Annotated in this window: 11 protein-coding genes and 4 pseudogenes; 5 read left to right on the top strand and 10 right to left on the bottom strand. The window is 49.5% G+C overall.

The genetic code is table 11. From position 1 onward, the window contains the following. Positions 1-165: 165 nt before the first annotated feature. Together mepM and znuA are read right to left on the bottom strand one after the other, a co-directional pair. Positions 166-1,467, bottom strand: coding sequence for a murein DD-endopeptidase MepM (mepM, locus tag NL324_RS05830; RefSeq protein WP_253307142.1), 1,302 nt, complete (start codon positions 1,465-1,467; stop codon positions 166-168). A 32-nt stretch (positions 1,468-1,499) separates the two neighbouring features. Further along, entirely contained in the window at positions 1,500-2,441 is a 942-nt protein-coding gene (gene znuA, locus NL324_RS05825) for a zinc ABC transporter substrate-binding protein ZnuA (RefSeq protein WP_436298259.1), read from the bottom strand. 145 nt (positions 2,442-2,586) lie between these two features. Here znuA and znuC point away from each other — a divergent pair, with 145 nt between their 5' ends. Both znuC and znuB read left to right on the top strand, forming a co-directional pair. Beyond that, positions 2,587-3,318: a zinc ABC transporter ATP-binding protein ZnuC gene (znuC, locus tag NL324_RS05820; protein WP_253306702.1), complete on the top strand. Its 732-nt coding sequence runs from the start codon at positions 2,587-2,589 to the stop codon at positions 3,316-3,318. Beyond that, positions 3,311-4,096, top strand: a complete 786-nt coding sequence (gene znuB / locus NL324_RS05815) for a zinc ABC transporter permease subunit ZnuB (RefSeq protein ID WP_253306701.1) — start codon at positions 3,311-3,313, stop codon at positions 4,094-4,096. Before znuC ends, znuB begins: the two co-directional genes overlap by 8 nt. Positions 4,097-4,161: 65 nt before the next feature. On the opposite strand, the gene NL324_RS05810 is transcribed toward znuB, so the two are convergent. The 4 genes from NL324_RS05810 to rpsO all read right to left on the bottom strand — a co-directional run bounded on the left by NL324_RS05810 (position 4,162) and on the right by rpsO (position 9,897). Further along, positions 4,162-4,899 carry a hypothetical protein gene (locus NL324_RS05810; protein WP_253306700.1) on the bottom strand — a complete coding sequence of 246 codons (738 nt, stop codon included), beginning with the start codon at positions 4,897-4,899 and terminating at the stop codon, positions 4,162-4,164. Positions 4,900-5,275: 376 nt separating this feature from the next. Next, on the bottom strand, positions 5,276-7,078 hold the full coding sequence (locus NL324_RS05805; RefSeq protein ID WP_301282761.1) for a DEAD/DEAH box helicase: 1,803 nt from the start codon (positions 7,076-7,078) through the stop codon (positions 5,276-5,278). A 205-nt stretch (positions 7,079-7,283) separates the two neighbouring features. Beyond that, positions 7,284-9,485 carry a polyribonucleotide nucleotidyltransferase gene (gene pnp / locus NL324_RS05800; protein ID WP_253307141.1) on the bottom strand — a complete coding sequence of 734 codons (2,202 nt, stop codon included), beginning with the start codon at positions 9,483-9,485 and terminating at the stop codon, positions 7,284-7,286. A 142-nt stretch (positions 9,486-9,627) separates the two neighbouring features. Then, complete coding sequence (rpsO, locus tag NL324_RS05795) at positions 9,628-9,897, bottom strand: 30S ribosomal protein S15 (RefSeq protein WP_253306699.1); 270 nt, start codon at positions 9,895-9,897, stop codon at positions 9,628-9,630. Between the two features lie 318 nt (positions 9,898-10,215). Here rpsO and NL324_RS08360 point away from each other — a divergent pair, with 318 nt between their 5' ends. Further along, a complete protein-coding gene (locus NL324_RS08360) occupies positions 10,216-10,398 on the top strand; it encodes an IS1/IS1595 family N-terminal zinc-binding domain-containing protein (protein ID WP_366516344.1) in 183 nt (60 codons plus the stop codon). Between the two features lie 37 nt (positions 10,399-10,435). Here NL324_RS08360 and NL324_RS05790 read toward each other — a convergent pair. Continuing rightward, positions 10,436-11,601 (bottom strand): annotated as a pseudogene (locus NL324_RS05790) (IS3 family transposase). A gap of 65 nt (positions 11,602-11,666) precedes the next feature. Between NL324_RS05790 and NL324_RS08410 the strand changes: the two are divergent. Further along, positions 11,667-11,949 (top strand): annotated as a pseudogene (locus NL324_RS08410) (IS1 family transposase); the annotation flags it as partial. Beyond that, positions 11,948-12,094: pseudogene (locus NL324_RS05780) on the top strand (transposase domain-containing protein); the annotation flags it as partial. The pseudogenes NL324_RS08410 and NL324_RS05780, both read left to right, overlap by 2 nt. 117 nt (positions 12,095-12,211) lie before the next feature. On the opposite strand, the gene NL324_RS05775 reads toward NL324_RS05780, so the two are convergent. The 3 genes and pseudogenes from NL324_RS05775 to NL324_RS05765 form a co-directional block, all read right to left on the bottom strand. Further along, the gene (locus NL324_RS05775) at positions 12,212-12,697 is read right to left on the bottom strand and encodes a GNAT family N-acetyltransferase (protein ID WP_253306698.1); all 486 of its coding nucleotides are present in this window, start codon (positions 12,695-12,697) and stop codon (positions 12,212-12,214) included. After that, the gene (locus NL324_RS05770) at positions 12,690-12,959 is read right to left on the bottom strand and encodes a type II toxin-antitoxin system TacA family antitoxin (protein ID WP_253306697.1); all 270 of its coding nucleotides are present in this window, start codon (positions 12,957-12,959) and stop codon (positions 12,690-12,692) included. The genes NL324_RS05775 and NL324_RS05770 overlap by 8 nt, the downstream gene beginning before the upstream one ends. A gap of 206 nt (positions 12,960-13,165) precedes the next feature. Beyond that, a pseudogene (locus NL324_RS05765) lies at positions 13,166-13,568 on the bottom strand (helix-turn-helix domain-containing protein); the annotation flags it as partial. Positions 13,569-13,640: the final 72 nt, after the last annotated feature.

The following is a 13,640-nucleotide window of genomic DNA, read 5'->3' as shown; positions in this document are numbered from 1 at the left end:
GGGGGTAGAGAAAACGGCACTTAAAGGCAGCCCTAGTGACGGTCGCGGGCGATCGGGAAGGTTTTATAGGTTACCTATCCATAGCGTCGCTGAGGTGATTTTATTCATTCATCAACGGCAGGCCGTTCGGCGTTCCCGTAGACCATCGGTTCAATTCCTGGGGGTTTAAGGAAAGTATCGTAAGACATCCTGTGCCTTAGCTAAAAATAGTTGACGCTCTCTACCCATCAACTCTTCAGCGGCGGGTAATCGTGCCGTCAGTGGATTGACTGGACGCTGATTAATATGGAATTCAAAGTGTAAATGGGGACCAGTAGAACGGCCGCTATTCCCCGATAAGGCAATTCTCTCACCCCGTTTCACCCGCTGACCGACAGCGACTAAGCGCTGCTGCAAATGGAAATAACGCGTAATATACTGGCGTCCATGACGAAGCACCAGATAGTGGCCTGCCGTCGGGCTGTAGCCGCTCTGCACCACCTCGCCATCACCTACTGTCACCACTGGCGTGCCCGACGGCATAGCAAAATCAACGCCATTATGAGGGGCTAGTCGACTGGTAATCGGATGCCGTCGTTTTGGGTTGAAAGCTGAGGAGACAGGATAGCGAGTTAACGTCGGTAAGCGTAAAAACCCTTTGGCCAACCCAAGACCTGCCTGATCATAAAAGCAGCCATCCTCGCCCCGGATGGCATAAAACGCCCGTTTACTTAAGCGAAAACGGGCTGCCAGCAATTGACTTTGGGCCTTTTTGCCCTCTAAAAACTCTCGCGACAGCAGTAGCTCAAATTGATCCCCCGGCCGCAATTGACGGAAATTAAACTGCCATTGAAAAGCTTTGGTGACCTCCTGGATCTCTTGCTGAGTCAACCCTGCCTCGCGAGCACTGTTGGCAAAATTAGTTGCAATGGTTCCAGAAATTTGCTGCTGCTGCCAAAGACCCGTTAATTGCTCTCGCTGTTCAGTAAACCGATCACCTACCCGCTGGTAGTAACGTACCTCACGCTGTGATAGCTGCCACCGTAACCTCTGTAGCTGTCGCTGTTCATCCAAATGCCAGCGCAACCGTTGACCTATATGCAGGTAGCGCAGTGCTGGATGCTGTTTTGCTAACCGGGTGATCTCTGCTAACTCAACCCCATACTGATTTAAAATTCCCTCTAAGGTATCTCCTTTGGTTATCCAGTGCTCATAAGCACCGGTGACCGGTTCAATTTTTTGATCGAGCTCATCTGCTGGTGATGGGAGAGGAGAGTCCTCTAACAAGAGCTGATCAAGCGGCTCACTATCTTGTGGTAATAATTCTGCCTCTAAGGTGCTCTCTTTCGAACGCAGCAGCCCGTAATCTGCCACAGGCTTCCAGCAAACAATCGCTATCGTGATTAGGGATAATGACAGCAGCCAAATCCGGTAACCCCGTGGGAGTGAGTGGATTCGATAGGAGAGAACACGTACCGGTACCGGCATCTCTTTCCGCACTAAATTATCCTCATCCTCGGTTAATCTTGTAGACCATCCGCAAACTGCTGGGCCAATTGCATTAAAAAGTGCCGGTAACTCCCCGGGGTCACCGGGATCTCTGAGCCTAAAGGATCTAAGATCCCTAATCTAGCCCGCGTCCCGCGAGCAATGCTCTCGATAATTCTAGGTTTAAATTGGGGCTCAGTAAACAGACAGATCACCCCAGGTTGCTGTAACTGATGACGAATCTGTTGTAAACGCTGGGCACCGGGTGCCAGCACCGGATTGATGGTAAAGTACCCGCGTTGCTGTAATCCAAAATAGGACTCAAAATAGCGGTAGGCATCATGAAAGACAAAATAGCCCCGCTGACGTAGTGGCGCCAACTGACTGCGAATGGCCTGCTCAACCTGGATCAGCTGCTGCTCAAAATGGATGAGATTAGCTTCCAAGCGTGAACGGTGCTGCGGATACGCCTCTAACAAGGTCGTTTGGATCTGCCGCGCTATCTGCCGTGCCACCACCGGGGATAACCAGATATGGACATCATAGGCCTGGTGCGTACAACAGGGCACCACGCGCTCGGCAGCGGTGTGGGAGCCTTGATCACCCTCTATCTGATCTGTTTCCGTGATACCCTTGTCAACCCTGAGCAACGGTCTGATAGCAGTCACCTGACTCAACAGGAGCTGTGGGACTGTCAGCGCTTGCAAAGGCTTACTCAAAAAGCTTTCTAACTCCGGGCCAACCCAGACAATCAGTTCGGCAGCACGTAGCCGTCGCAAATCAGAAGGGCGCAGGTTATAATCATGCGGTGAAAGAGTCGGCGGCACTAGCACGTCAACCGGCATGATGCCCTCAGCGATAGCCGCGGCAATGAAAGCCAGCGGTCGAATTGAGGTGAGCACGGTTGCCCTGGCGGCGCTAGAGAATAGCGCCAATAGCATGAACATGAAGGAGGGCAATAACCGCCTCTTCATAGGGTAGCAGGGTGCCAACAACAGCCCCCATTTTCTATACTGTAAGGTATCGACCATCATCTTGGACACTGTAAAACTCTGTGAATAGATCAGCACGTTCTGAAAAAAACCCTACTGTACCACGACTATCGATTGATGGCTAACCATGAGCACCATGATGACCCTACGAGATGTTAGCGTTGAGTTCGATAGCACCTTAATTTTGTCAGAGATCTCCTTGCAACTGCAATCAGGACAGATTATGACCCTGCTAGGACCTAATGGAGCCGGTAAAACCACGTTGGTGCGTCTCATTCTCAACCTCCTGGCCCCAAGCCACGGCTCCATAGAACGCCAAGCGGGACTGCGTATCGGCTATATGCCGCAGAGATTACAGCTCGATGCGACCCTTCCCTTAACTGTGAAACGTTTTTTGCAGCTCAAACCGGGAACAGATCCTCAACAGCTGCTGCCGGCACTCCTCCGAGTGAAGGCTGATCATCTCTTGGAGCAGACCCTACATCAACTCTCCGGCGGTGAGTTGCAACGGGTTTTGCTGGCACGCGCACTATTAAGCCAACCCCAGCTGCTGGTGCTTGATGAGCCAACCCAAGGGGTCGATATTTTAGGGCAGCTGGCGTTATATGATTTAATCCAGCAGTTACGGGATGAACTCGGTTGTGGGATCTTGCTAGTGTCGCATGATCTGCATCTCGTCATGGCAAAAACCGATGAGGTGATCTGTCTGAATAAACATATTTGTTGCTTTGGTACCCCCAAAATGGTCTCCAATCATCCCGCCTTTTTGGCCATGTTTGGCTGCCCAGAGGAGACCCAACAACTGGCCTTCTACCGTCATCAACATTGGCAGCATACGAACCATTGTCACCATGATTGATCTACTACTACCACCAGCACTGGCGGGCACCCTACTCTCCTTGGCCACCGGCCCCCTAGGTGCCTTTGTGATCTGGCGGCGCATGGCTTATTTTGGAGATGCCTTAGCCCATGCCGCCCTGTTAGGTCTAGTGCTCGGCCTGCTCTGTACGGTCAATCCCTATCTGATGGTGCTGGCGACCACCCTGCTCTTAGCTTTAGGGCTGGTGTGGTTAGAAACACCGCGCCAGCTCTCTTTAGATACGCTTTTGGGGATTGTAGCCCCCAGCAGCTTTTCACTCGGACTGGTGCTACTGAGCTTTATTGCCAATGGACGGGTTGAGCTGAATAGCTATCTGTTTGGGGATCTGTTAGCGGTGATCTTAGCCGATCTCGCTTGGATTGTTCCAGGGGTCGCTACTGTTTTAGGATTACTGCTCTGGCAATGGAATGCGCTGCTGGCGATTACTGTCAACGCTGAACTAGCACAAGTAGAAGGGATCGCTGTCTATCGAGGGCGGTTGTTACTGATGCTGATCACCGCCCTGACCATTGCATTAGCCATAAAATTTGTCGGGGCCTTGTTAATCACCTCGTTGTTAATTATTCCAGCCGCCGCCGCCCGCCGCTATGCTCACACCCCTGAAGCAATGGCAGCAATTGCCACGTTAGTGGGTGCCTTGTCGGTCAACAGCGGACTGCTGCTCTCCTGGTACTACGACACCCCTGCTGGCCCCTCCATTGTACTGATGGCCACCCTACTATTTGCTCTGTCGCTGCTGAAGCGTCACTCCCGATAAAACCCTCACAGACTCTTAGAGATTTTTATTAAAACCGAGCAATATCGGCAGTGTGTTAGTCACCCTCAGGCGCTAGCTGCAGCACGTAATAACTGTAATGGATTGCTATTTTTATCGATGATTGGTCCCATGCTTGTTTGCCCTGGTGAGGTAACGCCAGCCAGCCCTTTTGGAGTGGTTGCCATATCGTGTGCTAAGTGGTTAGTATTCTGGTGATCGGATGAGCTTTTCTGGAGATCGGAGGGACCAGAAGGCACCGCAGCCTCGGTACTCTTTCTATCAGAAAAGGCGTGTAAGAGTGTCTCAACCCCGTTTCCTAGATGGCCCACTAATTTGGCTGTAGTGACGACTGAACACTTCATCAATAACAGGCTATCCCAGACCACAGCGCCAACATCAGCCAGCAACTCGCCTATCTTCCACATCAGACTACTCTTGCTAGCAGTGCGCCATGGGCCTGGATCGTCCGGTGTGTAGTTTTTCAACTCCATCCAGCCTTTCATCAGCATTGTTGAAGGAAGAGCAAACACATCATAGAGACAGCGACCGACATCCCAGGCAACCGTAACGGTTTGTTTCCCTAACCACAGTAAGTGGTGATCCTCTTTGATAGTTTTCAAGCATTCAAATTTGCGATTCCCGAAGCGCTCCCCTATCCCTCCAAAAAAATTATTGGTCACGTCTATGAACCAGTTACTGAGCTTCGAACCATTTTTTTTAATGACTTCCATGATAAATTCCTTATACAGACTGAAATCGGAGACTATTTTACCTTTTAAACTATCTTTTTTAACAATTTCCATAACCAATTCCTTAGATAGACTGGATAATCCTCGATATTCAGCAAATTAGACAATAGCCATCCAGCAGAGAACTGCAGAACAGAGCAGTGACTTATCAGCTAAGCCATCGAATAGATACAATCTATTAACTTATTGATTACTTGTCAATATAATTTAGGCAGGGCAACATCATGGCTATAAGGCTGTCTTAGGTTTAAAAGGCTCGGGATCAGGCGGGGGCACTGGGAAAGCGACTGCGTTGATGAATAATGGTGCTATGATAAAGCAGAAAGGGCGTAGGATTAATCCTACGCCCGAACATCCTGGAAAAACCTGAGCAACCGCCCAGAGCTACCAGCTGAGAGATTACCTATCGATTATCTACTGTCGATTGTCATCAAGGCTGATTGAAATCGACTGCCGTACGAAACCGTTTTGCCGGGCGATACTCTTGACGACTCGAGCGCTCACCAGCTCGTCCCGTATTGCTACGTTCAAAGCGTTCACGCCGTGGTGCCGTGGGTGAGGTCTCTCCAATCAGCTGCAAACGCATCGGTTTATTCAAGATACGTGTCCGTGCAAAGTGGTTAATCAGATCACTGGAGAGCCCTTTAGGCAACTCAACCGTTGAGTGGGCGGGGAAGAGTTTAATATTACCAATGTTCCGGCTGCTGAAATCGCCTTCATTGGCAATAGCACCGACAATATGCCGTACCTCAACCCCATCATCTCGCCCGACCTCAATACGATACAGCATCATATCAGCATGACTTCGGGCGCGATCTCGATCGCCACCAGCGCGGCGCTCCCGTGGGAAACGCTCAGCATCACGTTCACGCAACCCGCGGGTCGCAGTAGTACGCTGTTCATAGGCTACTTCTGGTGGCAAGATTAACGGCCGATCGCCCTGCGCAATCTTCAGCAGTGCTGCTGCCAAACTCTCTAGATCTTGCTCTTCGCCAGCCCCTAATTTCAACAGTAAACCGCGATACTGCTCTAGATCGTGACTCTCCAACTGCTGGCTCACTTGCGTCGCAAACTTGCTGAGACGCTGCGCCGCCACCTGCTGGTTACTCGGCAACTCAACCGGAGTAATCGTTAACCGTAAGGTACGCTCAATGTTACCCAATAGGCGCCGCTCACGCTGATCGACAAACAGTAACGCCCGCCCTGACCGTCCAGCACGGCCAGTCCGACCAATCCGGTGGACATAAGATTCACAATCCATCGGGATATCATAGTTAACCACCAGGCTAATCCGCTCGACATCCAAGCCACGTGCCGCCACATCGGTGGCAATTAAAATATCCAGCCGACCATCTTTTAGCCGCTCTAGTGTCTGCTCGCGCAAGGATTGATTCATATCCCCATTTAAAGCAGCACAACGCAGTCCACTCTGCTCTAACCGTTCCGCTACCTCTACAGTGGCGTTTTTAGTTTTAACAAAAATCAGGGCAGCATCAAAAGGTTCTGCTTCTAAAAAGCGGACTAACGCTTCGCTTTTACGTAAGCCATAGACCAGCCAGTAGTGTTGGGTAATTTCAGGTGCTGTCCGTACATGCGATTGAATATGAACGACTTCAGGATCGCGCATAAAGCGGCGGGTAATACGCCGAATGGCTTCTGGCATGGTGGCTGAAAATAGCGCGGTTTGGTGTCCTTTAGGGAGTTCCGCCATGATGGTTTCAACATCATCGATAAACCCCATGCGCAACATCTCATCCGCCTCATCCAGCACTAGCCCCTGCAAATGGGTTAGATCTAGCTTACCCCGACGCAGATGGTCCAACAGACGTCCAGGCGTTCCCACCACGACTTGCGGACCCTGTCGTAGGGCCTGAAGTTGCAGATCATAACGCTGCCCACCATAGATCGCCAGAACCTTAATGCCTGGCATCTTCTGAGCATATTCCTTACAGGCTTTTGCTACCTGAACTGCCAATTCCCTGGTCGGTGCTAAGACCAACAGTTGCGGACAAGCCAGATCAGCTTTAATGCGACTCAATAACGGCAGCGCAAAAGCAGCCGTTTTGCCACTCCCGGTCTGCGCCATACCTAAGACATCTCTGCCAGATAACAGCGCTGGGATACAGGCTTTTTGAATCGGTGTCGGTTTGTCATACTCTAAAGCCGCCAAAATAGAGGCTGGTAACCCTAATTCAGCAAAAGTAACATCAATTTGTGTGTCAGTGTCTGACATATTATATAGCCCCAATACAGAGATAGTGGCCAGTCTACATGAATGCTTTTAAAATTATTCAACTAGCTATAATTTCAACTAGTGTTCATCAAAAATGCGAACTGGCATAGTTTAATTGAATCGATAATAACCACAGGCACTCCGGGAAGTGAGCGAGCAAGCTCTCACGCTCCCCAAACGTGACTCGGTTTACTTTAAAAATGGCCTAAGCCTTTTCTCGATAGCGGGGACGGAGAGTTGTCTCCTCACTCGAGCACACGGTAGAACCCTCATCATCCGTCAATAAGGTGGCAGCCGCAGCGACCTCAAAAGAAGCTTCAGGGGAGGCCTCTTTAATACTTAAGCGCAAGCGTCCTTGACGATCAACCTCTAAGACTTTGACCTGCACTTGCTGTCCTTCAGCAACACAATCCGTCACCTTCTCAACGCGTTGCTGCGATAGTTGCGAGATATGGACCAACCCCTCTTTGCCCCCAGCCAGCATGACAAACGCCCCAAAATCAGCCAGTCGGCTCACTTTACCTGAATAAATGGCCCCTTTTTCAATCTCGGCAGTCAGCTCACTAATCCGGGTCATCGCCTGTTGAATAGCTTGACCATTGTTTGCCGCTATTTTGACACTCCCATCATCCTTAACATCAATAGAGGCCCCGGTCTCTTCAATCAGCGCCCGGATCACCGCCCCCCCCTTTCCGATGATGTCACGAATTTTGGCAGGGTCGATTTTTATCGTATGAATGCGGGGCGCCCAGTCAGAAATTTCACAGCGTGGCTGGGCTATCGCTTGGGACATCACCTGTAAAATATGCAGACGGGCCCCTTTAGCTTGCCGTAGAGCGGCTTGTAAGATGGCGTGATCAATTCCATCAATTTTCATATCCATCTGTAGAGCTGTGATCCCTTGAGTGGTGCCGGCCACTTTGAAATCCATATCCCCCAAATAGTCTTCATCACCCAAAATGTCTGATAAGATGAGACAGTGATCGGAGGCTTTGATTAACCCCATCGCAATCCCGGCCACCGCCGCTTTCAGCGGCACGCCCGCGTCCATCAGAGCGAGTGAGGCCCCACAGACCGTGGCCATCGAGGAAGAGCCATTCGACTCAGTGATTTCGGCAACCACCCGTACCGTATAAGGAAAGTTCTCTTGTGAGGGCATCACGGCGGCTAAGGCGCGCTTGGCTAAACGCCCATGGCCAATCTCACGCCGCTTGGGTGAACCAACCATCCCGGTTTCACCGACAGCATAGTGGGGAAAGTTATAGTGCAACAGGAATGGATCGCTCCGCTCACCCATTAATTCATCCACACTCTGCGCATCCCGTTCAGTGCCTAAGGTTGCTGCCACCAAGGCCTGTGTCTCACCACGGGTAAACAGGGCCGATCCATGCGTGCGGGGTAATACCCCAACGCTCATGGCCAAAGCCCGTACTGTCTGGGGATCACGCTGATCAATACGTGGTTCACCAGCCAACAATCGCGCCCGGACAATCTGCTTCTCTAAACCCCCGAACAGTTCCAGAATGACCTGCTCTTCAGGCATCACTGCTGCAGGATCGATGGCGGCTTGTGCTTGTAGTGTCGCCACTACCTGAGCTTTAACCTCAGTCAGCCGCTGCTGACGCTCGGTTTTTTCAACTAAACGGTAGGCGTCGCCTATCGCTGTTTCAGCTAAGGTTGTGATCTGCTGCTGCAAGGCAGGATCAACGACCGGGGAGTGCCAAACCCAGCGGGGTTTCGAAGCGGCCTTGGCTAACTGTTGAATATTATCGATCACCACCTGTTGCTGTTGATGGCCAAACAGCACCGCCCCCAGCATCTGAGCTTCCGTGAGCTGATCCGCTTCTGATTCCACCATCAGGACCGCTTGTTGTGTGCCCACCACCACCAGATCTAAACCACTATTTTTTAACGCGGTAGGTGACGGGTTCAGCACATACTGCCCATCAACGAAACCAACCCGTGCCGCCCCAATCGGCCCATTAAAGGGGATGCCGGAGAGTGTCAGTGCCGCAGAGGCCCCTATCAGAGAGATAATATCTGGATTGATCTGTGGATTAACCGAGAGCACCGTCACGACGACCTGTACCTCATGATAAAAACCCTTGGGGAACAGCGGGCGTAGTGGCCGATCGATCAATCGGGAGGTTAACACCTCCCCCTCGCCAGGGCGTCCTTCCCGTCGAAAAAAGCTGCCTGGTATACGGCCAGCCGCATAGGCGCGCTCTTGATAATGGACCGTTAAGGGTAAAAATTTTTGACCCGATTTAACTTTTTTATCACCCACTACGGTCACTAAAACGGTGGTGTCATCCATACTAGCCATCACGGCGCCTGTGGCTTGGCGGGCCACCACACCAGTCTCTAAAACGACTCGATGCTCACCATATTGAAATTCTTGAACCATTGTTTTCACAAAAAATTCCTTTGTCACTAATACCTATCATCATTTTTCTAGGCTTACATAACACACTGGATAACTGGTCTCAATCAAAACTGTCACGGTTAGAAAAAAGGGGCCATTTGGCCCCTTCTCTCAACAACAGCATTCAATGTCGTAAGCCCAAGCGTTTAATCAACGTGGTATATCGTTCCACTGATTGACTTTTGAGATAATCGAGTAGTTTACGCCGCTGTGAGACCATACGCAACAGCCCTCGGCGGCTGTGATGATCCTTTTTGTGTTCGGAAAAATGGCTTTGTAAATGGTTTACACGCGCAGTTAATAAGGCAACTTGCACCTCGGTTGATCCGCTATCGCTGGCGTTACTCCCAAACTCAATAATAATCTTACTTTTATCTTCTGCGGTTAGAGACATAACAGGCCCTTGTCATCATTCATCTGAGGGGCCAATCTCTAATCTAGCCCACTCACCTTAAAACCCACTGATAGTAACACTCTTGATAGCGGAGAGCAAGGATAACTCCGCCCCCTGAACTGAGCCACGTGGAGTAGCGCTTCAAGGGCTGTGAGAGTAGATCCTAACGGTATAGGATCAGCTACAATCGGTTGGAGGCCCCTGGATGCTATTGATTAGGCTATCGGTATGGCCCATACGCTCACTTTCATGCTTCTCTGGTGATCTCTCCTATTGACTGATGTGTTATGATTTCTATCAAAACAAGGAAGTTTTCAGATGGCGGTGATAGAGGTTAAATGTCGTTACTGTGGGCAAGAAAGGGTAGTCAAGAATGGCAGGGCCCCAAATGGATTACAACGCTTCCACTGTCGGGCTTGTCGACGGTACTTCCAGGTAGAATACCACTACAGTGGCCGTAAGCCTGGAACTGCTCAACGCCTTGTGGATATGGCTTTCTGATCTTGCCACCTTTTTTTAGACACAGAGAAGAGAAACCTTAAGCGACCTGGGATAACCAATTTTTTTCAAAATTTACAGGAGACAGATAGCCTAGCGTTGAGTGCCGTCTCTGTCGGTTATAAAACACTTCTACGTATTCAAAAATGCTCAATTTGGCTTGTTCTCTGCTCTCAAAACGTTCAAAGTGGGTGTGCTCTGTTTTTAAGGTATGGAAAAAACTCTCTGCTACTGCATTGTCATAACAATTGCCCGTACTACTCATGCTAAGCGTTATCTGGTGATGCGCCGATACAGCCTTGAATCCTTTGCTGGTATACTGGCTGCCTCGGTCGGAGTGGTGGATGAGACCTGCAGCAGGCTTCCTCCGTGTTATTGCCTGGCGTAATGCTGCGGCTACTAACTCGGTGGTCATGTGAGCTTGCATATCCATCCCCACGATACTACGAGAGAACAGGTCCAGTACGATAGCAACATACAACCATCCCTCTTGGGTCGGAATATAGGTAATATCTGCTGCCCAGTATTGATCAGGGCGAGTGGCTGTGAACTTCTGCTTGAGTAAATTAGGCGCCACTGCGGCCTTTGGATCGACTATTGTGGTTACCTTAAATCGTTTTTTCATCTTAGCCGCAATATGGGCTGCTTTCATTAGCCGACAAACCCGTTTGCGTGAACAGCGCTCACCTCTAGCTCGTAACTCAGCATGGATACGTGGGCTACCGTAAATTTGGTTGCTTATGGTATAAACCTCTTTAATTTCAGATATTAAACGCTCATCCTCACAATAGCGCTTGGATGGCTCAGCCTTGATAAACTGATAATAGCCACTGCGGGATACACCTAACACGTTGGACATCCTCTCTACGCTGAATTCCCCAGCATGCTTTTGCATAAACTGGTATTTTACTTGCGGGCCACTGAGAAGATGCCCAAGGCTTTTTTTAGGATATCCCTCTCTTCGCGTGCTATCGCCAATTCTTTCCGCAATTGACTGAGCTCAGCATCAGACGCTTTCAGGTATCCTTTGCCCGGGAAAGCCTCTGCACCATCCTTGTTATGCTGATGGACCCACCCTGCCAATGTACTCTTGGGAACTCCCAATTCCTCGCTCAATTGACAGAGCGTTTTACCAGTGCTGTGATACAGCTTTACCGCATTCAGCTTGAATTCCTTATCATAGCTCCTTGATTCCCCTTGATTCATAACTTCACCTCAAAAAGTAACAAAAAATTATACGCTTTGTTCCTCTTCGTTGTGTCCGTTAAAGGGTAGCAAGATCATTCAATGGTTCTGGTGTCAGAGAGACCGGTCGTGTCCTTGGAATTAGTAAAAATACCGTCATACGGCGCTTAAAAAAAATTAGCCCCCGCCCAGGTAAGCAGTCAACAGCAAGCTATTGCTGATGTGGCACTGATTGGTGAGATGGATGAACAATGGGGGTGGGTTGGCAACAAACGTCAACAACCCTGGCTTTTTTACGGTTTTAATACTAAGCGTAAAAAGGTGCTTGCTCCTGTTTTTGGGCCAAGAACCACTGAAACCTTACGACGCTGACTATACGATCATCGGAACCTGCCAATTAAACGGTATTGAGCCGGAGGGCTACTTGCGTCAGGTGCTTGCGGTGATCGCTGAGCATCCTATCAACCGCATTAAAGAGCTCCTGCCCTGGAACATAAACCGCTCTTCTCAATAGTCAATACGGTACTGGCTTGTCGCTTACTTTAGGTCCTCAGCAAGCTAAATTTGGTCGAGACCAAATTCTCGCAGAAGTAGCCACCTAGAAACGAGCTATGGCCTGCCAATCCTTGAATTATCCGCCGAGCAGAAGGTATAAAGTCATCGGGTTTTCATAACATGCTATAAATCCATAGTGCTCACAAAACTTTTTAGCTTGATTTCCTTTTGCATCAACTACCAGCGCGTAGGCAGCAACTTGCTTTTTAGCCTCAAGACAGCGCTCGATGACACAACCAATCAAGAGCCTTCCTAATCCACGACCTTGATGAGCTGAGTGGACAGCTAAACGTCCCATTCGAAAACAGGGTATTGGATACCGCGGTAACTTTTTGCGGGCTTTGTCATCTAACTGCATAACATCAATCTGAGCTGCGCTCAGACTGTAATAACCTAGTATGACATGAGGCGTTGTGCTATCGACTAACACCCGTACCACAGCAATGTTTTTTTTGCTTTGCTGAGCTGCGAAACGCTGAATATATTCATCAAGTTCACTGATCCCCGAAGTAAAGTTACGGCGATCGTGATAATCGGGATTAAGTAATTGTTCCTCAAACACGTTTCACCTGGTGTGCCAGATTTATCGCATTTTGCAGGGCAGTATTAGGCATAAATGCTGAATTAAGAGCAGCTGTGAATGCTTGAAAATCTTGAGATGTCATGGTTACTTGCGTCTCTCGTGCTAATAGTTCCCTAGCCTTTTCTTTGGCTGCTGATCTTACAAAAGCAGCCATGGTTATACCTTTTAAGGCGGCTGCACGAGCTACAAACTCTTTTTCATCGGCGTTCATTGTTAGATCAAATCGAGCGACTGTATGCATAACTTTCACCACTTTACGGACGTATGCTGTATACGGTATTATACCGTATTTATTACAGGGTGGCAAATGAGATTTGCTCCTACAGACAAATGAATACGTTCGCTAAAATATTGGAGAGGAGAGCTGTCCAGGGGCTACCGGAAGCCGCAGCGGAGCGGCGTGAGCGAAGCGATTGGGCACCGAACAGGTGAGATACCGTCTTCCCTAGTCAGCACGAGCCCTTCTTCAGCCATCTTGCTCTCCAGAGCTGTTAAGCGCTGCTTTTTGCTGGATAATTGGTGACGTAACCAAATTGAACGAACACCGCTCGCCGATACAAAGATACCTTCCTTACGAAGCTCATTGCTTGCCCTGAGTTGGCCGTAGGCCGGGAACTGGATAGCATACTCAATCACTCGCTCTTCAAGTAGTGGATCAACTCGATTGGCTAAATTGGGTTTCCTACGACTCTTATCCAGCAGGGCTTCAACGCCACCCTCAGCCACTGCTTCCTGGTAAAGGCTCTCTAGAATAACCCATGATCTTACAGGCTTTTGATATATTTCCTAGCTCTTCAGCAAGATTCAGTAGCCCAACTTTATTTTTAATGAGTTTTTCAGTACTGTACAGCCTGAGGTTCTCCTTCTTAATTTGATGTTGTTTAGTGTGCAACTATCAAAATGGATAACCTAAACCTCGTCA

The organism is unidentified bacterial endosymbiont (genome assembly GCF_918320885.1).
Taxonomy (GTDB): Bacteria; Pseudomonadota; Gammaproteobacteria; order Enterobacterales.
Note: the sequence above shows the minus strand (reverse complement) of the source record. Positions and strands in the feature narration are given on the sequence as shown.

What these genes read in the sequence shown, in the direction of transcription:
- mepM (WP_253307142.1), bottom strand. Translation starts at nt 1,467, where the DNA reads ATGCCGGTACCGGTACGTGTTCTCTCCTATCGAATCCACTCACTCCCA.
- znuA (WP_436298259.1), bottom strand. Translation starts at nt 2,441, where the DNA reads ATGAAGAGGCGGTTATTGCCCTCCTTCATGTTCATGCTATTGGCGCTA.
- znuC (WP_253306702.1), top strand. Translation starts at nt 2,587, where the DNA reads ATGAGCACCATGATGACCCTACGAGATGTTAGCGTTGAGTTCGATAGC.
- znuB (WP_253306701.1), top strand. Translation starts at nt 3,311, where the DNA reads ATGATTGATCTACTACTACCACCAGCACTGGCGGGCACCCTACTCTCC.
- NL324_RS05810 (WP_253306700.1), bottom strand. Translation starts at nt 4,899, where the DNA reads ATGGAAATTGTTAAAAAAGATAGTTTAAAAGGTAAAATAGTCTCCGAT.
- NL324_RS05805 (WP_301282761.1), bottom strand. Translation starts at nt 7,078, where the DNA reads ATGTCAGACACTGACACACAAATTGATGTTACTTTTGCTGAATTAGGG.
- pnp (WP_253307141.1), bottom strand. Translation starts at nt 9,485, where the DNA reads ATGGTTCAAGAATTTCAATATGGTGAGCATCGAGTCGTTTTAGAGACT.
- rpsO (WP_253306699.1), bottom strand. Translation starts at nt 9,897, where the DNA reads ATGTCTCTAACCGCAGAAGATAAAAGTAAGATTATTATTGAGTTTGGG.
- NL324_RS08360 (WP_366516344.1), top strand. Translation starts at nt 10,216, where the DNA reads ATGGCGGTGATAGAGGTTAAATGTCGTTACTGTGGGCAAGAAAGGGTA.
- NL324_RS05770 (WP_253306697.1), bottom strand. Translation starts at nt 12,959, where the DNA reads ATGCATACAGTCGCTCGATTTGATCTAACAATGAACGCCGATGAAAAA.